This window comes from Pacificibacter maritimus, assembly GCF_003814915.1.
Lineage (GTDB): Bacteria > Pseudomonadota > Alphaproteobacteria > Rhodobacterales > Rhodobacteraceae > Celeribacter > Celeribacter maritimus.
Genome location: NZ_RKQK01000003.1, coordinates 229,195 through 251,528 on the forward strand (window position 1 = coordinate 229,195; position 22,334 = coordinate 251,528).

Genomic DNA, 22,334 nt, shown 5'->3' on the forward strand with positions numbered 1-22,334 from the left:
GGTTGTTAAATCAGTGACCGCAAACGACCAACGATATTGTGGCAATCGTAAAAAGGCACCAATTTTGGGCCTGTGTCTTGGGCCAAAAGTGCGCGCACTTCGGCCAAAACAAGGCGTGTGACAAAAGGCAAATCCAATTCAAGCGCATCTTCTAAGCCGACCCATTGCAGGTATGATAATTCATCTTCTGCACGTGAGAAATCATCCAGATCGTCAACAACATCGCTGGCGTCACATAAGAAAAAGCGCGCATCAAAACGCCGCGGTCTATTGCGGGGGGTCACGGCACGAAAGATGAATTGCACAAGCGCGTTCGGGGTCAAAGACAGGCCCGTTTCTTCGCGCAATTCGCGCTGTGCGGCGACCAACAAAGCCTGCGCCACAGCACGCGAACTGTCTTGACCCAACCGCTTTTCACAGCTTTCTGTCACGCGCAATTGCGCCTGTTGATCATAGTCCTGCGGGTCAACGCGCCCACCTGGAAACACAAATTTTCCGGGCATAAACACCGCTTTATGCCCTCGTTGCCCCATCAAAACGCGTTCCCCCGATGGGGTTCGGCGCACTAAAATTGTTGTGGCCGCATCGTGAATTGGAACAACATCTGTATGGTTTGACCGATCAATCATCCGCTGATGATAGCCTGCGTCTAGGGTTCGCGAAAGGCTTCTCTTGATTTATACAACGGCTTTAGAAGGTATTTCAAAAACGTCTTTGATCCCGTGTGCAATTCAACCTGCGCCCGCATACCAGGGCGCATTTCGATCTGGCTTTGGCGCTGTGTCAGACTGCTTAAATCGACCGAGGCCGTTACGCTGTAATAGGGCTGCGCATTGGGATCACGTTCGTCTTTAAATGTATCAGCGGAAAGAACTTTTACCTTGCCCGAAAGCGTGCCGTAGATCGTGTAATCATAGGCGGTCAATTTGATCGTTGCGTCTTGGCCAGGCTCCACATGGGCGATATCTTCAGGGCGCACGCGTGCTTCGACAAACAGTTCCTCATCGACAGGAATAATCTGCACGATTTCTTCCCCTGGGCGCACAACTCCGCCGATGGTTGTCAGGCTTAATTTGTTCACAACACCACGCATGGGCGATGTGATGACAGTCCGATCCAGTTGATCTTCGGCCAAGGTCAAAGATTGTTTGACCGATGCGATTTCTTGCAAGGTCTCAGAAAATTCTTCGGCCTCGACCAAATTGGATTGGGTTACGATTTCATTGTATTTCAGCTGCGCATCAGAATGCGCTTTGCGCGTGCGCGTCACTTCGATCAGGGCCACGACATTGCGCGACAGCATGTCTTCCATCAGGGCGCGTTCACTTTCGACCTGTTTCAACACATTCAGAGCCCCTTCTGATCGGGCCAAATAGTCAGCACTGCGCGCTTTTAGCAATGCTTGTTCTGAGGCCACAACATCGGGCGCACGCGCGGCTAAATCTTCGGGTACAGTGAAGGTATCAAGGTCATTCAGCTCAGCCACTAAACGCAGTTTACGCACCTCAAGCGCGTCTAGCCGATCTTGTAAATCCTCAGCAGATGTCCGAAATTCTGTACCGCTGAGCGTCGCCAAAACATCGCCTTTGGAAACGATATCGCCCTCTTTCACTAACAATGTCGAAAGAATGCCGCCCTCAAGGTTTTGAATGATTTGTGGCCGCGAGGATGAAATCATCTCGCCATCTGCGCGCACAATTTCATCAACCGAAGCAAAAGAGGCCCAAACCAAAAACACCACGATGACCAACGCCACGATACGGATAATCCAGCCAGGGCGATCCATGTCTTTTTCGATAAGATGCTCAACGCTAGACACTAGGCTTTTCCGCCGCTTGATTTTGACAAATGCGCCAAGACTTGATCACGCGGACCATCAACAACCAAACGCCCGTCTTTTAGAACCATCGTGCGATCTGCCAAACCTACAATCGGCATGCGGTGGGTTGCGATCAAAGCGGTGCGCCCTTGCAACCATGCCCCCAAACGATCAACCAAACCCGTTTCGAGTGATTGATCCAGCGACGCTGTGGGTTCATCCAGCAAGCACACACTTGGGTTTTGCAACCACAGACGCGCCCAACCAATAGATTGGCGCTGCCCTACAGATAGGCCTTCGCCGCCGTCCCGAATTTCCAAATCCAGACCACGGTGATGTGCGCGAACAAATGGTCCAAGACCTGAGAAATCCAAGGCCGCCAGCAGACGATCATCATCGCGCTCAAGGCCACCCAAGTTCAAGTTGTCGCGCAACGTCCCTGCAAACAAACGCACGTCTTGGCCCAGATAACCAACATTGCGACGAATATCGCGTGGCTCAATCTGGTTCATCTCAGCACCGTCCAGCAGGACACGCCCACGTGTCGGCGTGTAAAGCCCAGCAAGCACTTTCAGCATCGACGACTTTCCAGAGCCGTTGGCCCCAAGGACTGCAACGATCTGTCCCGCTTTGATATCCAGCGCAGGCAAATCCAGCGTTGGCGCGCCTTCGTCATCGTAGCGAAACTGTAATTCGCGGATTGCATATTCGCCTTGAAGATGGTCACGGCGTAGAAAATTACGATCTTCGTCCGCATCTTGGGCAGACAATGCAATAGCATTGAGACCCTCAAGGGCTGTCTTCACATTGCTCCAACGCGCCATGGTTCCTGACAACTGCGTCAGTGGCGCTAAGGTTCGCGATGTCAAAATACCCGTGGCGATGATCGTACCGACGGTAAATTCACCCGCAAAAACCAAATATGTGCCCAAAACAACCGCAGATAAATAGGTGATCTGCTGGATGCCTTGGCTCCAAAACGTGAGAAACCCTGCAAGCTTGCGTTGCTCAGATGATTTCGCAGCACCCAGCACATTCAATTCATCCCAAATGCGGCGCACACGATCTTCGCCGCGTTGGGTTTTGATCGTGTCCAATTCAAACACCGCTTCATGTAGCAAACGCGATGCTTTCGCCGAAGCGCCTTGGGATTCCACAGTCAAACGCATCATTTTCTTTTGAAAGAAATATCCAGGCACGACCATGATCACCGCGCCAAGCATCAAGACCCAGACAACAGGCCCCGCGATGGTGGCAACGAGCGCAAAAAACAAAAAGATAAACGGAATATCCGCGACTGTCCCGATCGTGGAAGCCGTGAAAAATTCACGCACAGATGAAAATTCACGCATAGCCGAAAACAGTCCCGACGGCGACGTAGGTCGCGCATCCGAGCGCATGCCCAGCAGTTTTTCCATCAACATGGATTGCACGCGCATTTCGATCTGTCGCCCTGCGCCATCCATCAAACGTGAGCGCGCCAACTTTATAGCAGCTTCAAGCGCTACGGCCAAAACCGCGCCAAATGCCAAAACCCACAGCGTGGATTGCGATTGATGGGGAATCACGCGGTCGTAGACCTGCAAAGAAAATAATGCCACGGCGACAGCCAAGAGGTTTGCCACCAATGACCCCAAAGCAATTTCACCGATTTGTTTGCGAAATGCGCCAAACTGCCCCCAAAACCAATGCTGTGCAAAGGCGGCAGGCGCATAGCTTTTGGTCAGGCTCGCAAGTGATTTGCTGGCGCGCACAACAGTGCCCGAAAAGAACGGCGCAAATTCATACATCGGCACTTCTGCTGTTTGGTCAGGCGCGCTTTTATCGAAGATGGTCAGCACATCGCCTTTTTGCGACAAAACCAAGATCACGTGCCCCGATGTCATTTTAGCCAAAGCGGGCCAAGCTTTGGGGGTGATACTGGCCAAAACCGACACATCCGCATTCAAACCGCATGATTTCAAACCGCCGACTAAGGCGTTAACACTCACGTCTTCATCGGGTTCTGACGCGAACCTATCCAGTATATCTGAAACCAGTACTGTCATGCCAAGGCGTGACGCATAAGTGGCAACAAGTTCTGCCCGTGCTTGATGTTTTGATGACGCCTGCTTTACGGGAGCTTTTGCCGTTGGGGCGGGAATTTTAGCTGTTTGCGCCTGAACGGGAAGCGCCTGCGTGGCGGCTTTTGGCCTTGCTACAGGCTGCGGTTCTGCGGCCTTGGCAACAGGCACGGCACTATCTGGTTCCTGCGCGGGTTTTGAAGCTGGCGCGCTCTGCGCTTGTGGCGGTGTCGTGGTTTTAGGTTTACTGGGCGCTACGAATTTCTCACGCGGGCCATCGGTAATCCTTGGTTGCGGTTGAGCGTCAGTGTCACACGTATCAGATTTAGTTTTAGCATCACTCACACGTTTGCGCACGGCGTCTGCGGCCGCTTTTTTTAGCGCCGCTTTTGGATCAACGCTTGGTGACTCTGTGATGGGCTGGGCATCTGCGTCGCGGGGCGCTTTGAGCGCCTCATCAATAATATCCTCAACCTCTTTAGCGCTTGGCTCCGCACGTTTGGTTGCCTCAGTCAAAGAAAGTGGCAGAGCAACTTTTGCTTTTGGCTTTGCAAACATCCGCTTGGGTTTCGCGGCTGCATCACGTTGGTCGGCTGATGACTTCGGTTCTTTTTTTGGTTTTGCGATGCCACCCAAATGCACCGTCAATGGGCCAATCTTTTTGGCGCGCGGCGGCTTGGCTTCGTTGGACACATCCTTGGGCGCGGCCAAAGGCGTTGAGGTAAAAGTGAGTTTTGGCAAAAGGCTCAAATCTTCGCCCCCTCAGCCAAAGCACCTGCATCGCGTGCCATATCCAGCTGTGTCAGTGTGATTTCGTATTTCAAATCGATATGCTTTAATTCGCTGCGCACCATTTGTTCGTAAACGCTAACCACATCCATCACGGTTTTTTGGCCGCCTTCGAATTGTTCTTGGAACAAACGGAAATTGGTGCGGTTTTGCTGTACGAGTTCAGCCGCATCGCGTTCTTGTCGCAGCAGTGCTGTCAGTTCGGTTTGCAAACGTGCCGCTTTACGCGCAGCTGTTTCAGTCGCCAGTGCGATACGCGCATTTGCAGCACGTTCTTGGGCTTTGAGCGCTTCCATTTCAGCGCCAGTGCCCACGCCAAGATTTGCAGCGCCACCAAATTCGATGCCAGCACTGTTTTTCTGACCCAAAGTGCCGCCAGCGCTCAAGGCAGGCAAAAGACCTGCGCGCGCGGCTTGGCTTTCGGCAATGGCACGTCGACCTTCGGCCTGTGCCCGCAAGACTTCCAGCGGTGTCAAGGCGGGGTTTGGTGTCGCAATCGCATGTGCTTGGGTAAGTTGCGCCACGTCGCGCCCGTTTGTCATGGCTTTAAATTCTGCGATTGCAGCTAGATTTGCCTCGCGATGTGTGGCGGCTTCTTGATCCATATCCGCCAGTTTTGTGCGCACGACACGTTGATCTGACAGGCTCGACAATCCGCCGCTGACACGCACGGACACAACACGGTTGAATTCACGCATACGCCCAAGACCACTTTCGGCCATCGCCGCCTTTTCGCGAGCTGCAGCCGCTGTAATGAACAGGGTGAGGCCAGCATGGAGACGATCATTGACATCTTGCGACAAGGCGACAGCAGAGACTTCGACATCTGCCGCTGCAAAAGCCCGTTCGGCTTTGCGTTTTCCATTGTCGTAGAGTACTTGATCCACGATCAGCCCAGCGGCCAAATCGCCAAGTGCTGTCAGTGAAATTGTCGGTCCGATGGTGGGCAACCAGTTTTTATCGCGCGCGACAGATCGCATTTTAGCCGCACGCAATTCGGCCTGCGCTAAGCCAGATGAGGTTTCCAGCATCGTTTGGGCCACAGGCGCATAGGGCGAGGACACCGGTAGCACCGATTTGCGTGCAATAAGCCCATCTATGATATCGGATGATTTATCTAAGCGCGCCACATCCAAACTTGACCCATCAGCAGTCGCGATAGATTTGGCACTGTTGTCGCCACTTGTAAGATCGCGCATAAAAGCGACAGGTTTGACATCGGACAGTTTGGACAGCCCAGATGTACCCTGAACGCAGCCACATAAACATGCAGCTGCGCCGATCAATAGTGCCTGTTTTAACCCAATACGCGTCACCTTTACCCCACCCTTTTGGTCTCGCCTAAGCGAGGGCAGTGAACTGCCCCCGCAGTGGTTTGGTTTAAGGGAGTACCACATCGATATCGGCATCAACGAACAAGACGCTGTCATCGCCAAGTGTGTAGATGTCGTAGGATTGTCCATCAATATCAGTCGAACCAGCTTCGGTCGCTGCGTCTGTCAAGACCACACGATCATCACCACCACCATGCACAGTCAGCGTGTTGTCTTCGCCTGTGAGGCGCGCCAAATCGCTGGCGCTCAATGTCACTTCGCCACCATTGACGAACTGAAGATCAATCGCGCCCAGATCAAAGTCACCAAGCCCGATATTGTCAACATCCACATTAAAGTAGACACCTTCGGGGCGCGTAGACCCTGTATCAAGTACAAAGAGAGTTTCAGATGTGTTGCCTGCGTCGTCTTCGGAAGATACGACAATTTGCGATCCATTTGGCACGTTATCACCAAAGGACAGCAAGGTATTCGGCCCCATGTCCAGTTCAGATGTGAGCGCAACTTGGGTTGTCTGACCAGCACCGTCGATCGCAAAGACCGATACTGAATCGGGACTGTCTTGTACCGCAACAGAGCTGATACCATCCACCGAACGGAAGTAGCCCGTGATCATCGGCGCATCGCCAAGAGTGTCGATCTGGAACTGCGCTGTATCTGTCAGGGTGTTGCCTGCCAAATCGGTTGCAACGACTGTGGCTGTGGCTGTGTAGTCACCGCCAGCCAATTCGCCTGGTGCGAAGACCACAGTCCATGTGCCATCAGCGGCAACGGTTGCTTGGTGCTGGATGCCTTCGACTGTGACAAAGACTGTAGAGCCTGCTTCAACAGATCCTGTGAGCGTCACGCCAGATGTGCTCATTTCCTCAGAGTTGAACACGCCGTCGCCGCCGACTGTGACATCCATCGCCAAATCATTGACCAAAGTATCATAGGTAACTGTTTCGGTCAGTGTCGCAACGTTGCCTGCCGCATCGGTGGCCGCAACAGCCACATCTACGCTGCCTTCTCCGCGCGGCAAAGCGCCTGCGGGAACATCAAGGCTCCAACTCCCGTTTTCACTGAATACAGAATAGCTTGCACCACCGATAGACACACGCACGGTGGAATTGGGTTCCACTGTGCCCGACAAGGTCAGCCCATCGGCTGTTTCGGCAGCGCTCATCACCATATCATCTCCACCTGTGGTGGATGTCACTGCAAAGTTATCAACAAAGGTGTCGATCTGCACAGCAGTATTGACTGTCATAGTGTTGCCGGCAACATCGGTAATAGTCGCTGTCGCAGTTGAATCGTATTCGCCTGGGACCACTTCTGATGGCGCGAAGAGCACCGCAAAAGTACCTGCTGATGTCGCGGTGACGGTGTGCGATACACCCCCTAATGTCACATCAACCGATATTCCGGGCGTCGCTGTCCCTGTCACCCAAACACCGTCTGAGGCTTCGACCGCGTTGATAACATTATCGCCCTCAATCGGGTTAGACGACAAAGCAACTGTGCCTGCCACGGTATCAACAGTCACAGATGTGACAGATGTGGCTGTGTTGCCATATTCATCCGTTGCCACAGCGGTCAAAGTTGTATCGTATTCGCCAGCGGCCAAAGTGCCCGCTGGGTATGTCACAGTCCAAGCGCCATCAGCGCCCGCAACAGTTGTCAAAGTCGATGTGCCGAGTGTGACAACAACGGTAGACCCTGCGTCAGCAGAGCCAGAAAAGGTCATCGGCGCGCCACTTTCAGCGAAGTTGATGATTTCATCCCCGCCAGAATGGCCCGCATCAATCGCGACGCCTGCCTCCGTATCGATGTGGAATGTGCCTTGGGATTGGATAACATTGCCAGCCAAATCTGTCGAAATAGCCGTTACAGCAGCATCATATGTGCCGTGTGGCAGGCTGCCAGCTTCGTAAACAGCAGACCAAGATCCGTCAGTGCTTACTGTTACAGTGCGCGACACGCCTTCGACAGTTACGACAACTGTGGCCCCTGCTTCGCCTGTTCCAGAAATGCTGACATCACTTGCGATTTCAGACGCGTTAACAGTGCCATCGCCACCGACTGAGCCTGTGCTGATTGTCAAAGAACCTTCAAGATCCACATGAACATCATGCAAGTAGGTCGCAGCATTGCCCGCTTCATCCGTCACAGTCGCACGTACGATTGTATCGTAAGTGCCTGCTGGCAGAGCCTCGGCGTCGAATGAAACACTCCATGTACCGTCTTCAGCCACAACTGTTTCAACGACCTGCCCTTCCAGATCGACACTCACTGTTGCGCCCGCTTCTGACGTTCCAGTGATGGTCAAACCGTCGCTGGCCTCTTCGATATTTACGACATCGTCGCCTTCAACGGGATCAAACGTCAGGTTTTCCGCTTCGGTATCGACAACAACAGTGTCCGTCACCGTGGAACTATTGCCAGCATCGTCAGTTGTGGTGACCGTTACACCGGTTGTGTACTCACCTTCTTCAATAAGCTCGCTGTCAAATTCAGCAACCCAATCGCCGTTATCATCTACTACGGTCGATACAGTCACATCGTTGATCGTGACATCGACTGTCGCGCCAGGTTCGCCTGTGCCCGTAATTGGAACTGTGCCACTGTCATGATCTTCGCCATTGACGATATCGCCGACTGTTTCAACGCCGCCTGTCACGTCGACAGTAGGTGCTGTCGTATCAGGTGCGACAGCTTCGCCGCTCGCGCCAGATCCGCTCCCCAAAAGGGCAGCACCTGCAAGGCCAGCGCCAGCAAGCGCTGCACCACTGCCAAGACCAAACAAAGCTGGCGCCAAAGGTGCCACAACGGGCTCGACGCGCTCTAGATCCAAAAAGGCAATCTGGTCGTATTCACTCCACTTGCCCGACAAATCGATGTCAGAATAGGAGGCGATGATTTCGCCCTGCCCCATAGCATCCAGTTCGACATGGGTCATGAGGCCACGCTCTGACAGCAAAAGGTCTTTTTCAGCGCCGCTGAAATAGCCCTCAAGCACGATTGTTTTTCCGCCCACCAGCGTCAAAACCAAATCTGACCCACTGCGCGCGTAACCCGATATAGCAGCTGTCGATGTGTTCAACGACACATCTGACATCCCTACAACGGATAATGTTTCGGAGGATTCGGCCAAAGACAACGTGCCGTGTTCGATATTGCCCGCAGAATCGCGCAGCGAAAATTGAATGCCCAACATAATACTACTTTACTTTACCCCAGGAGAACGGCGGATTTTTGAACCCGCATCTTTTCATTAGTTGCTCAGAGTAAAGCTACATGATTTGCGAATCACTGACTAGCCTTTAAATGTATCGCGAACACGAAAAAGTCATATTTCACCACCAAATATCGACCATTTAATCAAATAAACGGCAAATATGGTGACCAGCACGATATATCGAGTTGCGTACAAAACAGCGATTACAACCGCAAGCTTTACCCCAAAACGGCGCAAAACACCGAAATGTTTAAAAACCATTAATTGGAACAAATAAAGAACAAAACAGGTCGATGCAAGTGCAGTCAAAGTCCCAACTTGATATTCTGACGCAGAACATCCCTCATCCTATGCGCATCACTCAAGGTATGGATCATGCGCCATTGCATCCCCTCACTCAGTTCGTAATACACGAGCAAACACATATGATGCATAATAGACAGCAGGAGAAACAGCGATGAAGGTTGATTGGATTGCGGTGAGCTGCAGCGACACAAGCCTGCAAGCATGGGTCTTTGGTTCTAGCGGCGAAATCTTGGATGAGCTGACAGAAAGCATATCATCCCCCGCCAAAGCGACAGATATCATCGACCGCGTCTCACCTTGGCTTGATAAAGCCACGACACCTCATCGCGTAAGCATCATTGCCTGCGGCAACATTGATCACATCCCAAACTATACCTGCGTCCCCTGCGCTCCACTTTCAGCACCTATTCTGGATGGAGGCATTAAAGATGATCGCGCAACTTTGCAGATCATTTCTGGAATTTCACAAGCCTCCCCTGCGGACGTTTTGCTGGGCGCGCAGGTGCAGATCGCAGGCTTTCAAGCTAAGTTTCCTAAATTTGATGGTGTTCTCTTGCTGCCTGGCCCGCATAGCGTCTGGGCGCATGTCAGCGCCGATGAAATTGTTTCATTCCAAAGCTTTATGACAGGCGAATTGATGGCGATCATATCACAGAGCAGCAGCTTGAAATCATGCCTTGGGGATGGTTTTTGGGACGACCGTATTTTTGATGACGCCTTAAGCGAAGCCCTGTCCAGACCTGAAAGACTGGCTGCAAAACTCTTATCTCTAAGGGCTGACCATCTGTTGGGGCAAGCAAAGGGCGGCAGCGCAAAAGCGCGACTTGCAGGCCTATTGGTTGGCGCTGAATTGGCTGCGGCCAAACCCTATTGGCTGGGGCAGATGGTGGGTGTGATCGGCGCAGATGCCTTAACTGAAATCTATATAAACGCTTTAAAATCGCAAGGCATCGCAGCGCAACACGCAGACCCCACAGAAATGACGAAAGCGGGCCTTGCTTTGGCACGCGTACAGCAGCTTTCCTAGAAAGGCGCGCAAAAATGATCAGTACAACTTACAGCGAAACAATATCCGAATTAGGCGAAGGCCCCCTGTGGCACCCAACACGCAACCAGTTGTTTTGGTTTGATGTTTTGGGAATGTGTTTGCACAGCAGTGTCAGTGGTGAACAGATCACGTGGCAATTTGACGAACATGTCTCCGCTGCGGGCTGGGTAGACCACGATACGCTTTTGATGGCCTCAGAAACATGTCTTTCGCTGTTTGATATTGAAACGGGTGAAACCGAATTTCTCTGCGCTTTAGAGGCAGAAAACGATAGCACGCGATCCAACGACGGGCGCGCGGATCCATTCGGTGGCTTTTGGATTGGCACAATGAGCAAAACAAGCGTTCCAAAAGCAGGCGCAATCTATCGTTATTTTGAAGGACAGCTGCGCAAACTTGTTGGTAATTTAACGGTGCCCAATTCGATCTGCTTTTCTCCAGACGGGCGATACGCTTACTATTGCGATACGCCATCTGGTAAAATCATGCGCCTTGATCTTGATGATGAGGGGTGGCCCTTGGGCAAGCCGACCCTTTTCATTGCACAAGCAGGTGCACCCGATGGATCAGTTGTTGATGCGGATGGAAACCTGTGGAATGCAGATTGGCACCTAAGACGCGTCAGCTGTTATGCGCCGACGAGTGAAAAACTGCGCCATATTGATATCGAAGCAACGCACGTAACTTGCCCCGCGTTTGGAGGCGAAAACGGCACCACATTATTCGTCACGACAGCGCGCCCGACATCGCAAGATCCCGCCTTGAAAGCCCTGCCCACAGACGGTCATGTTTTAGAAATTGCCACTGTCGCACAAGGCCGCCCAGAGCCGCAGGTCGCGTTGTAAACGCAGGATCTAAAATAGGGAAAAACCACGCCAAATCAGGGTAGAGGAAAAGAAATACATCAGACAGCAGAAAAGTCGCAAATTCTCTCTTGACCCTGCCAGCGTGACGGACTACCTACGCGGCACTTCGGCGGAGTAGCTCAGTTGGTTAGAGCAGCGGAATCATAATCCGCGTGTCGGGGGTTCAAGTCCCTCCTCCGCTACCATATCCCTACATCAATGCATTGAATTAGCAGGCCTTTTTAAGGGACCTTGATTCCTTCCCACCATTTTACCCACACTTAGGGAAATTGTTTTCAGCGCTTCATGCTCCGACCTCCCAAAAGAATCCGTACCCTCAACGAGCACTCGGCGGGCGAAGATTATAGAACCCATTGTTCATCACTCTTTCCAAGACAATCACCGACACAAAGAAATTGCCGCTGCCCACTATGAAAGTGGACGATTCCACTCATGGCGACACGGGTAACTTAGAATTGCAGCAAACAGGACTCTCTATCTAGATAACCGGACCATTTTGTCCTTTTAAGACAAAGATATAGAACACTTCTGGCCAACGATGATCGCCTTCCGCAAAGAGACACCTCCATTGCGTATTCTACTCACCCAACTCTAAAATGTGGGATGCCTAAATAGGTTTGAGACGGGACATTGGACGCGCGCAAGGCCTACAACGGTCGAAGCTCCCCCTACGCCCCTGAACCGCTTGAGAGAACCCCCCTAGAACCAATGCACCTCGCTCCGAGAAAGCTACATGAGTAACCGAGCGCACCCGCCATCTCTCTTTCATTTCGATCTTAAATCGAAGTTGGATCATTGAAGCATTGGCCCACGGCCTTACTAGCATTGGGATTGAGGAGTGCTACAGTGACCGTAACCGACGCCCCTACCCCCTTTTTTATACCGCCATCGCCCCCCGGCCCCCAAAAATGCCGTTCATGATTGCTCATCCAAGCCTCCGCTCTCGAGGGTTTCCATAAAGGGTTTGGCTTTCTCGCCTAGTGATGGGGGACCGTACCGTAGAGATTTCGGCACTGCAGATAAATGCGATGAATAAATGTTCCATGCTTTTCGTCCTGTGCAGCCATTCACCAGAAATTTCGAATTTAGCACCTCGCTCTCCGAAATGCCCCCAATTGCGGAAAAGTTTCATAAACCGCCGAAAAGCGGACACGAAATCATCATATTTTCACAACACTACGCCTAAATATTATCAGTCCCGCCTGCGGCTCTCCTCATCTCGAGATAATCTGTAACTCGCGATAGACTCGAATTATTAGCCATGGGTCAAAGGCGATGGACCCGCCATCATTCTTCCAATAGGCTTAACATATTGGAAGGCAAAAAGGGATTCAGCATATCGAATTCCCGCCCATTTTAACAGGTTCGCCTTTGCTTCGGTGGGGCGACCCAAAACGGAAATTGTGTACGATGCTGAGCGAGGCAAGAAAGCTTACTTTTCAACCGAGAGCGAAAATCATTCGAACAATCGGTGATCAGCTTATTAGCGGTCCAGAGGCCGCGATAATTGAACTCGTCAAAAACTCTTATGATGCAGATGCAAGCTATGTTTCAGTTAAGTTTTTTCCACCTCTGGACGAAGGTGAGTGCCGCATTGAAGTATCGGATGACGGGCATGGAATGACTTTGGATGACATCCGACAGAAGTGGATGGAACCTGCCACAGCTTCAAAGGCCAAGCAAAGGCTGACTAGGTCGAAGAACCGGAAGGTCATGGGTTCAAAAGGGATTGGGCGTTTTGCCTCAGCAAAGCTTGGTGACATAATGTCACTTGTTTCGACGGCAGAAGATGATGGGCGATTGCAAACAATCCTCATTCCAGAACTGGATTGGTCGATTTTCACTGATGATGTCTACTTGCATGACATCGAAATTGACTACATTTCCCAACCTGCATTTGACAACACTGGCACACTAATTGAGATCAGAAATGCAAAACAGACTTGGAATGAAGCACGCCTGAAACAACTGCACTTGGAACTCAGAAAACTAGTGTCCCCACGAGAATTTCTTGATGATAAGGACCCAGATTTTAAAATTTTTCTTGACCTATCATTGTGCACGAAGAGCACCTGCGGCTTTGCAGGTGATCAAATTGTTACCGCAAGCGATGATCAAAAACCGGATGACAAGCATCGTGTCTTAGCGTTTCCGGTGCTAACGGCCTGTGACTATGAGCTCATCGGAAGCTTTGACAAAGTTGGTAAGTTCGAAGGAACATTCCAAATAAAACGTGCGGGCCGTGCCCCCGAAACAATATCAATTGAAGCACCAAAAAGTGATGAAGTGCTCTCACCTGGAGCATTCCATGTTCAAATCTCAATCTTTGATCGTGAGCCTGAGACAATAAAGAAAAATATGGAGGCTGCAGGTATGAGTAAAACGACTGCAGCCGAAGCGAAGAAGATGCTGGATAGCATTGCCGGGGTTTCGATATTCCGAAATGGCTTTCGTATTAGACCTTACGGGGACAGCCAAAATGACTGGCTAACCTTAGATTCTCGCCGAGTTCAGAACCCGTCCATGAAAATCGGACGCAATCAAATCTCCGGAATCATTTCAGTTGGAGATCAACATGACACAGATCTTCTCGAACGTAGCAGCCGGGAAGGATTTGAGGATAACGCAGCATTTCAACGACTTACAGCTCTCGTTTTGCTCTTGTTGGATCAATTTGCAGAACCGAAGAGGTACGCTTTTCGAAGTGATACCGGGATTGCCCGGAAAAGAGATGTCACCTTCGACGAGACGCGTGAGCTAGCAGAACTGGCAAAAATTCGAAAGTTGGTTTCAACGCTCGAACCCAAGGAACGGGCGCAAGCAGAACATGTTATTTCTGAGCAATCTGCGAAACTTCAGGATCGCATCGACCAGCTCCAAGAGAGGCATAGGATACTGGAGGCTACGTCTTCTTTGGGAGCAATTGTTGGCGAGGTTTTGCATGAAGGTAGCCCGGCTGCGCGCTACATAGCTGAAGCTTCAGACCAACTATTACTGAGGTACAAATCGCTCCTTGAAGGCAAAGGCCCAGGGTTTGAGGCTAGTAAAAAGGCTTTTTCACGGAAGTTGCCGTTCATCAAAGACTACGGTTTCAAACTCAACAGCCTTTTTGTGAACTTGGAGCCCTTGGCCGGTGGCAAACGGGGAAAACCGCAATTTTTCTACCCAGGCAGGACGATTGACAGCGCTAGAGAGCTCTTTGCTAGCCACAACATCCCAATCGAAACTATTTCAGAGACGACCAATCTTGAACTTCTGGGATACCCTTCTGATCTTTCTACTGCAGTTTTGAACATCATTGGGAACTCGATTTATTGGTTAACCGAACATAAGATCCCGATGCCATGCGTCAAAGTGAAAATCAGTCGCGATGGCGACAATGCCATCATCTTGATTGAAGATAATGGACCAGGAGTACCTGCAGAATTCGCTGAGCAAATATTTGAGGTTGGGTTTTCGCTAAAAAACGGTGGTACCGGTTTGGGCCTCAATATAGCGAGGGAAACCCTTGCTCGATCTGGGGCGAAGCTATTCTTCCACGAAGGATTCGTGGGGGGAACACAATTTGAGATTAGATTTCCAGCCAAGAAGATAAGCACATGAATTATTTAGATATTTTGATCCTAGACGATGACCTAGCGATGATTGATTTGTTCGAAACATCCGTTGAGACATGGAACGCAGACAACAATGAAAACGGAAAACACCTCAATGTAATACATGCCGAAAGTTTGCTTCGAGCCCATCAAAGTAGATTTGATGCAGCGATCGTAGATTTGAGGCTACCTGACAAGAACAATAAGGGCAGCTCCGCTGACAATGGCAATGAATTTGCTGCTTCAATGGTGAATTCACGGGGCATCCCTGTTGCGGTGGTATCGGGGCACGTAGTTGAGCTATCGGCAGAGCTGGAAGAACTGGAGCATTTCCAAAAATTTTCCAAAAATTACGGATATGGCCCAGTCGTAGACTGGCTGTCAGAACAATGGGACTTGATGGCAACTTTACGGAAATCTAGAGAACAAATCGAAGTTGCCAGCGCTGAGGTTTTTTCGAAAAGGCTGTGGCCGCAATGGCAAGATAACCCTGCCTTGTCCGGCAATAGTCCAGACCGTCAAGCAAAAATAGTGACCCGGCAGTTTGCCAGCCATATTTCTGATCTACTTGGCCTCGACAACGATCAAAACCCTGACTGGCACCCTTATGAGAACTACATTGTTCCTGCATTGACGTCTGAAAGAACTCACACAGGTGACCTGTTCAATCTGGACGATGAAATATGGATTGTGCTTAGCCCGCAGTGTGACATGGCAAACGCAAGTGTGCCGAACGTACTTTTGGCTAAATGCACACAAGGTAATGATCAATGGACAACTCACATTGATAGACTAAAAGCTACGCCAGAAAATGAAAAGTCGAGGAAACAAATCAAGAGATTCGTTGACCAAGATTATTCGAAGTCCAAACACTTCTTGCCTCCACTACCCGGTAAAGACGCACCCTTGTTGGTTGATTTCTCCGTTATTCAAACCATACCCCTTACTGAGCTGAATGAGATTCTTGATCATCGACTTGGCTCTGTTTCCACCCCCTTTTTAAGCAACCTAATACAAAGGTTTGGAGCGTTCGTCAGTAGAACTGGCCAGCCCAACATTGATATCGTGCACTTTTTTGAAATCTAGCCCGTTCGATGACAAAATTCTGACAGTCATGCAGTGTTCTACGTGCTATGAAGCGGGCTATTAAAGTCTCGAAAGGGCATGTCTACCTTTATAGATCATTTGCTAAATTATAGCCAAATCGATCACGATCTAAGTGCATCCCGCTTCAAAATAGCATGAACGAGCCTGTGGCAGTTGGCACAGAGGCACTCCAAGTCCTCCAACTGTGTCATGTGGCCTTCGAGCATGTTTGCCACTTCTGTCACACTGTGGTGAACTTCGATACAGGCTTCGGCAACTGGATCACTGTAATGGGCTACGGGATCAAGTTTGCAGCGTTCGCAAAATAGTTTTCCATTTTCGCGGATAAATGCTTCTTTTTTCGCCCGAGCTAGCCCTCTGGAACGCTCCCGCCGCAGATGCGAAACTAGGACTGGCTTCCCTTCCGTCCAAATCTGCTCGGTAGAGGAGAGATGGGACCGTCGTCTTATTCCATGGTCACCGGGTCTTCTCTTCGTAAGTTCTAGCAGGTCTTCAACTGTTGCTTCAAAAAAGCTGAACTTAAGCCTTTTGTTAGCGTTCCCCGTATGCAGCTTAGTTTTATCAACTTTTCCAACCGCCTGCATTCGTTTGCTAACGAGAGTAAAAAGCTGTTCTGTTGGGGTATTGTCAATTTCCTCAACAGACAATACTCGCCGATCATCTAGGGATAACCCTTGCACCCGACTGCTATCCACAAAAGCCTCGAGGAAGTCACAATCTTGCTCGTGAAGGCGTTTCAAAAGTAGCCTCAAACCGCGTGAGTAGTCTGTATTTTTGGCTCGGTCAGTTCCCTTTGTTCCACCGCGACTTTGAAGTGTTAGTGAGTTTTCCTCAATCTCTACAAACGCATCGATGGATCGCTCGTCATCTTCACAAATTTGAGTTTCCAAGCCAAATCCTCCTATATCGCCGAGCCAGCACAGCCAAGCCTTTTACTCATTCCGATGAATCCATTCGAAAACCGGCCAGATTGCTTTTGCGACTTGCTTTGCCAAATACGGAGGAACAGCATTGCCTACCTGCACAAACTGCTCGGTCCGATTGCCCAAGAAATGATAGTTATCAGGGAACGTTTGCAGTCTAGCCGCCTCGCGCACTGTCAAGCTTCGGCATTGCGATGCGTCCGGGTGAATATAGTAGTGCCCATCTTTAGAAATATGGCTTGTTACGGTCGTCCCTGGCGAATTCCAACTTTGGACGCGAAAACGATCGCTAAACTTACCGCTTTCCCAATTTGCATGGTTGGGAGCGAGGCTTGCTGGGAACTCTTTGGCTTTAGGGCTCCTTTTCTCAGCATGCGTGAAACAGCTCGCATACAAGTAGCGAGCAAGGTCAGATCTCATGTGACCACGCGTTTCGTTACATGAGAGCCCTATTATTGCCTCATCGTGCAGGAAGGATTTTAGATCTTCACTGATACTCTTGGGATATTTTCCATGCTTAGTGGATTTACGTGATTTGTTTTGTTTCAAGTTGGCGGATGCAACTCGGTTGAGCTCTTTTAGAAACTTTCCCTTGTTTGCCCCCGCGTACTCATGTGTTCCTTCGCCAACCGCCGTGAGAGCTTCAGATAGCGCCGAGAACCAACTTGTTCTATCATCATTACGGCTAAGGCCGCTTCGGAGTTTCGGCATACACTGCAGAACGTCCTTAACCTTTGATTTACTCGCATGCTTTGGGATTGTGGGCAAAACATCAGCAGGAAGCTTTTCAGAGATCGAACGTTTTATCCCAACTATAATTACCCTGTGACGAGCTTGAGGCACTCCAAACTCTTCTGACTTTAGAACAAAATCTCTTGGGTCAGGCCGACCAAAGCGAGGCTCTTTGCCAGATAACGCAAACAGCTGATAGCCTTCTCCTGCCATTTCAAGGTCATTTAGAACAGCGTCAAAAATTCCGGCACCCTCGATGGAAGAAGAGAGCATGCCTTTCACATTCTCCATTACGAAAACACTTGGCGAAAACTCGGAAAGCACGCGACAGTACTCTTTATACAGGAAATGCCGTTGGTCTTTGCTCGGAGTATAGTCCTTAACACCCAAATTACGCGACCTCCCGACCAAGGAGTACGCTTGGCAAGGTGGGCCACCAATGAGTAGCGTTTGCCGTTGAGATGTTTCCTTTATTGTTTGAATCTTTGCTGCCAACGCAACAGCAGTTTCGGGTGTACCGAGCTCAGCGTGCCAAGTTTCTTCGACCGCAGCATTCCACTCAGCTGGGTACAATGCTGGCCAATCCGGAAATTCAACATTGCCAGCCAAAAACTCATAGTAAACGTCCGGAATTTTTTCAAACTGCCTTAAGAATGCACGCAGACGTAGGGTCTTATGAGCCGCAGCATCCTTTTCAATAGAAACCCCTAAGTGATACTTCAGTATGTGTTGCTCAGCCGTGTAGGCGCAAAAACCTTCACCTAGACCTCCAGGACCTGAGAACAAATCAACAATATGAATTTTGGAACTCACCGCCACGTACCCAGTCTTCCTAACAGGATCCCCCTTAGCATCATTTTCTTTTCCTTGTTCACTTAGGTCATGAAATCGAGCATCAACCGCTTACCATACACTTTTCGGTTCGACGTCAAACTAGATGACGAGTAAAAGTATCACTATGACAATTCGGATTTAGACACAGCCATAAAGATTTCGCCCGCCCGTCCCAATCGCTTCAGTAATATAAACAAACTCGAAGACTCCTATCTTGTATTCGCATTCTCAAATTTTGCCTCGACACGAATAGCTGCTACTCGCCCCACAGTCGACTGCCTCTTGTCTTACTTCGACGGAATAAGAGCGACATAATCCGAAAGCTCAAAGGGACTATGAACTTTCTTACCGGCTCAATAATACAAAGGACACGCCAATCATTCATACTGGTAGATTAAGGATGTCCTCATTTTGATGACAGCAAAAGCCCCAGAATCGACCTGAATGTCATCAATTGGATGACGTCCTGTCACTAGTTCTATGACGTGTTTATCTTGTTTGTCATGAAATTGACGACGTTTCTGTCTCCGTCATGATGACAGGGTTTTGTTTTCCCGTTCGAGCCGACAGGGTTATTCGCCCGAGCCTTGCGAACAGGGAATTCGTTGCCTTCCTTCCATGCTTGATAAAGCTGCCGCCCTACATTGCCAGATCCATACGGCAGCGCTATTTCGGTCAATTCGTACGCTGGCCCTTTTGCATCTCCAAACGAACCTAGGCACCCCGGCTCCGTAACAACCAAGAATCCTTTCGCTTGCAGACAGTGAAAAGCTTTGGCCGCAGTATTTCTCGAAACTCCGATCATTTCTGCTGCTTGGCGAGTGCTCAAACGGATCTTTCCATTATTGTTAGCATTCGGTCCACGCCATTCTAGTTTGAGCCATGGGTAAAGCGCCTGTGCAACCGGCGAAAGCGCACGCCACGCTTCGGTTTGCATCATTCTACGAATTAATTTCGCAAAGTGTTCCGTTTCTGGTCCGCGCCCAAGATTTGTTCGTGTGTTCTTTCTAGTCATGGCACCACCCAAATCGCTTTTTTTCGATTGGCCTAGATCGAGTGGCGGACGGGAAACAGGCCTTGAGTCGAAGTTTCGTTTCACTCCGCCAGCGGCCAATCAAAGGGGACCTCTCAGTAAGTCTCTGGCACCTCAAAATCCACTGGTGAAAACCGATACAGTCGATCAAGCGCCAGATACCATCCTGCACCATCACCCAAAGGCAATTGCCAGTTTTTTCTAGAAGGATATTGGTTGACGGCGGATTTGCGAATAGATCTGAGGTTGGCAACAGCCCATCAAACTGTATTTTTAACCCAGAACAGGTTTCACATTTCCCTACAGGGAGATTGTCGTTCAAATACATTTCTCCGCCCTCAATCTTGGTTTTGCAGGAGAGAATGAACGCTTGGGTCAGCGACATCGTCGCCCACCAGTCGCTCGATATCAGACGCGCGCCAGCGCTTCATTCCACAAATCGCAATGGGTTCAGGAAAAGTGCCCAGTTTTGAGTTTCGCCAGATTGTTGAAACGCCGAGTCCCGTGATCTTGGCAACTTCTTTCACTGAAAGTAGTCTGCGAGAGATCTTCTGGATTGTGAACTGGTTCAAGGAAGCAGGTTGATACATGTCGCACCTTCTGATTGCTAAAGAAAACGTACGAGAAGTATCGGGGACATTATTGACCCAACAAAGTCGAGTTCGACAAAAGATCACCATGTTTAATCCAACCAAAATCGCCATTCCCTTTTTTCAAGACCGATGTAATCAGGTCGGGAGAAGGCACACTGTCGGCACTCTCTAAAAGTGTCGGATGATTGTTCAACTCGTCAGAAAGGCACCTCGCAAACAGTGCCGCCGAATAGTTAAACCCAAGTGATTCATAATTAACAGTATTTTCAAAAGCGTTGTATCCGGATGCGACCGCCGCAAAACATTTTTCAGACCATTTTCCAACGTCCTCAGCGCCGCGAAATATTTCCCAAATTAAGATATCTCTCGCCAAGCGATCACCAAATCGCCCTCGCTTCGACGGAACATCTGTTTGAATAAATCTCTTAGAAAATGTCCATGCCTCTTGAGGAATATCGCACGGCTCAACCTGACCAGTAGCAAGATCTGAAAATAATTTAGACAATTGGAGGCGCGCTATTTGGAATATCCGAGGATCTTTATGAGCAAGATTGGAAAGGTACGAATCCTGCCAGACGCGCAACTCGTTTGGCCAGCCTGAAGCGTCAATCTCAGCAATATCATTGCCGTTTTGGCCGCACTCCCAAGCCAATAAATTTATCAGCGTTTCAAGTCGCCAATTTTCGAAGACGTAGCTCCAGTCAGCCAACAGTTGCTCTTCATGTTCCCAAATCGTCATACCCGCATCAACTCTACAACCGAGCCGGCCTGACCTGTCACGAACCTACCCCAAGCATTCATTAAGCTACGCCTGCGTTCAAAAAGATCACTACGCGCATACGCTTGTTCTACTTTGTTCCCGAAGGCATGAGCGAGCGCTGCTTCGGCAACTTCTCGATCGGCATTGGCACTTTCGCTACACCAGTCCCGGAAGGAAGAACGGAAGCCATGCGTCGTAAACCCATCTCGCTCCATCCTGCCCTGAAGGCGCTTGAATACAGTATCTGACATTTGACGTGCGGGGTTTCTTGGATCTCGCTGGGGACTCGGGAAAATCAATTCAGAATCCAAACCGCGAACACGATCTAGGACCTCTAGCGCACCGGAACAAAGCGGGACGCGGTGGATGGTGTTCGCTTTCATCCTATCGGCGGGGATTTCCCATACATCCCCTTGGATCTCCTCCCAGCGCGCTCCACGCGCCTCGTTGGAGCGAACGCAGGTCAGAATGAGGAATGAGAGACAACCCGCTGAAACTCCATCGCGAGCGCCTAAGTCCGCGAAAAAGGACGGAACCGCAGCCCACGGCATGGCTGGCATATGCTCAGTACGTTTCTTCACGGGCGGCAAAACACGGTCGACCCCGTTAACTGGGTTCTCGCTAGTGTAGTGCCCTTTCCCTTTCGCCCAATCGAAGATCACCGACATGCGCTGCTTAACTCTGCGCGCAGTATCATTCTTAGACACCCAGATGGGAGATAACGCAGTCAATACGTCCGCAGTGCCAAGCGTCTGAATTTGACGGTCTCCGATGAAGGGAAAGACATAAGCTTCAAGAGACGATATCCAGCGCTTCCCATGGCCCACGCTCCTCCAAGTCGGCTCGAGTTCTTTGAGCTTGGCGCGCGCTGCATCCTCGAAGGTCAACATCCGAGCTTTGTCGCGACTTGCCTTCGGATCGCCGCCAGATCGTGCTATCTTTCTAAGCTCTTGCGATTTCTCCCGTGCCTCCGCCAAAGAAACCAACGAGGCCGAGCCTAGACCCAATTCCTGACGTCGCCCGTGAACCAGGGTTCGAAGCACCCAGGACTTCGAACCACCTGCCCCGACTCGTAGATAGAGCCCCTGCCCATCGCAATACATTCCAAGCTTATCAAGCTTTGAGACCGACTTAACTGTTAAGCGGGGCATCAGGTGAATCTCCAAATCTCTTCCCACCAATTTTCCCACACTTTGGATTGAAAATTGATGGCTTTAGGTGAGAAGGAACGATAACATGAATCTACTAAACATCAATATTTATTAGACATTTAGAATACAACTGAGAAGTAGAGAGAAGCGGGTGCGGTAGCCT

15 protein-coding genes and 1 tRNA gene are annotated in these 22,334 nt (G+C 50.2%); 5 read left to right on the forward strand and 11 right to left on the reverse strand.

Going from position 1 to position 22,334, the window contains the following annotated elements; translation table 11 throughout:
• Positions 1 to 5 precede the first annotated feature (5 nt).
• From EDD53_RS10435 to EDD53_RS10455, 5 genes are all read right to left on the reverse strand, one after another.
• On the reverse strand, positions 6 to 629 hold the full coding sequence (locus tag EDD53_RS10435; protein ID WP_123793196.1) for an NUDIX hydrolase: 624 nt from the start codon (positions 627 to 629) through the stop codon (positions 6 to 8).
• A gap of 20 nt (positions 630 to 649) precedes the next feature.
• The gene (locus EDD53_RS10440; protein WP_123793403.1) at positions 650 to 1,786 is read right to left on the reverse strand and encodes a beta-barrel domain-containing protein; all 1,137 of its coding nucleotides are present in this window, start codon (positions 1,784 to 1,786) and stop codon (positions 650 to 652) included.
• 32 nt (positions 1,787 to 1,818) lie between these two features.
• Positions 1,819 to 4,227, reverse strand: coding sequence for an ATP-binding cassette domain-containing protein (locus EDD53_RS10445; protein WP_425464063.1), 2,409 nt, complete (start codon positions 4,225 to 4,227; stop codon positions 1,819 to 1,821).
• 401 nt (positions 4,228 to 4,628) lie between these two features.
• Positions 4,629 to 5,987 carry a TolC family protein gene (locus EDD53_RS10450; protein ID WP_170162742.1) on the reverse strand — a complete coding sequence of 453 codons (1,359 nt, stop codon included), beginning with the start codon at positions 5,985 to 5,987 and terminating at the stop codon, positions 4,629 to 4,631.
• Between the two features lie 64 nt (positions 5,988 to 6,051).
• A complete protein-coding gene (locus tag EDD53_RS10455) occupies positions 6,052 to 9,201 on the reverse strand; it encodes an Ig-like domain-containing protein (RefSeq protein ID WP_123793198.1) in 3,150 nt (1,049 codons plus the stop codon).
• A gap of 478 nt (positions 9,202 to 9,679) precedes the next feature.
• Between EDD53_RS10455 and EDD53_RS10460 the strand changes: the two genes are divergently transcribed.
• The 5 genes from EDD53_RS10460 (at position 9,680) to EDD53_RS10480 (ending at position 16,124) form a co-directional block, all read left to right on the forward strand.
• On the forward strand, positions 9,680 to 10,555 hold the full coding sequence (locus EDD53_RS10460) for a 2-dehydro-3-deoxygalactonokinase (protein WP_123793199.1): 876 nt from the start codon (positions 9,680 to 9,682) through the stop codon (positions 10,553 to 10,555).
• Between the two features lie 14 nt (positions 10,556 to 10,569).
• Positions 10,570 to 11,421: an SMP-30/gluconolactonase/LRE family protein gene (locus tag EDD53_RS10465; RefSeq protein WP_123793200.1), complete on the forward strand. Its 852-nt coding sequence runs from the start codon at positions 10,570 to 10,572 to the stop codon at positions 11,419 to 11,421.
• Positions 11,422 to 11,550: 129 nt separating this feature from the next.
• A tRNA-Met gene (locus EDD53_RS10470) sits at positions 11,551 to 11,627 on the forward strand.
• 1,225 nt (positions 11,628 to 12,852) lie between these two features.
• Complete coding sequence (locus EDD53_RS10475) at positions 12,853 to 15,045, forward strand: sensor histidine kinase (RefSeq protein WP_123793201.1); 2,193 nt, start codon at positions 12,853 to 12,855, stop codon at positions 15,043 to 15,045.
• The gene (locus tag EDD53_RS10480; protein ID WP_123793202.1) at positions 15,042 to 16,124 is read left to right on the forward strand and encodes a response regulator; all 1,083 of its coding nucleotides are present in this window, start codon (positions 15,042 to 15,044) and stop codon (positions 16,122 to 16,124) included. Before EDD53_RS10475 ends, EDD53_RS10480 begins: the two co-directional genes overlap by 4 nt.
• A 122-nt stretch (positions 16,125 to 16,246) precedes the next feature.
• Here the strand turns inward: EDD53_RS10480 and EDD53_RS10485 are convergent, their stop codons facing one another.
• The 6 genes from EDD53_RS10485 to EDD53_RS10510 all read right to left on the reverse strand — a co-directional run bounded on the left by EDD53_RS10485 (position 16,247) and on the right by EDD53_RS10510 (position 22,171).
• Positions 16,247 to 17,035 (reverse strand): HNH endonuclease, encoded by a 789-nt coding sequence (locus tag EDD53_RS10485; protein WP_123793203.1) that lies wholly within the window; start codon positions 17,033 to 17,035, stop codon positions 16,247 to 16,249.
• Between the two features lie 42 nt (positions 17,036 to 17,077).
• A complete protein-coding gene (locus tag EDD53_RS10490; RefSeq protein ID WP_246002355.1) occupies positions 17,078 to 18,619 on the reverse strand; it encodes a DNA cytosine methyltransferase in 1,542 nt (513 codons plus the stop codon).
• Positions 18,620 to 19,112: 493 nt separating this feature from the next.
• Entirely contained in the window at positions 19,113 to 19,649 is a 537-nt protein-coding gene (locus tag EDD53_RS10495; protein WP_123793204.1) for a helix-turn-helix domain-containing protein, read from the reverse strand.
• 356 nt (positions 19,650 to 20,005) lie between these two features.
• Positions 20,006 to 20,371: a helix-turn-helix transcriptional regulator gene (locus tag EDD53_RS15135; RefSeq protein ID WP_425464061.1), complete on the reverse strand. Its 366-nt coding sequence runs from the start codon at positions 20,369 to 20,371 to the stop codon at positions 20,006 to 20,008.
• The gene (locus tag EDD53_RS10505; RefSeq protein WP_123793205.1) at positions 20,307 to 20,999 is read right to left on the reverse strand and encodes a hypothetical protein; all 693 of its coding nucleotides are present in this window, start codon (positions 20,997 to 20,999) and stop codon (positions 20,307 to 20,309) included. Before EDD53_RS10505 ends, EDD53_RS15135 begins: the two co-directional genes overlap by 65 nt.
• Positions 20,996 to 22,171 (reverse strand): tyrosine-type recombinase/integrase, encoded by a 1,176-nt coding sequence (locus tag EDD53_RS10510; protein WP_123793206.1) that lies wholly within the window; start codon positions 22,169 to 22,171, stop codon positions 20,996 to 20,998. The genes EDD53_RS10505 and EDD53_RS10510 overlap by 4 nt, the downstream gene beginning before the upstream one ends.
• Positions 22,172 to 22,334: the final 163 nt, after the last annotated feature.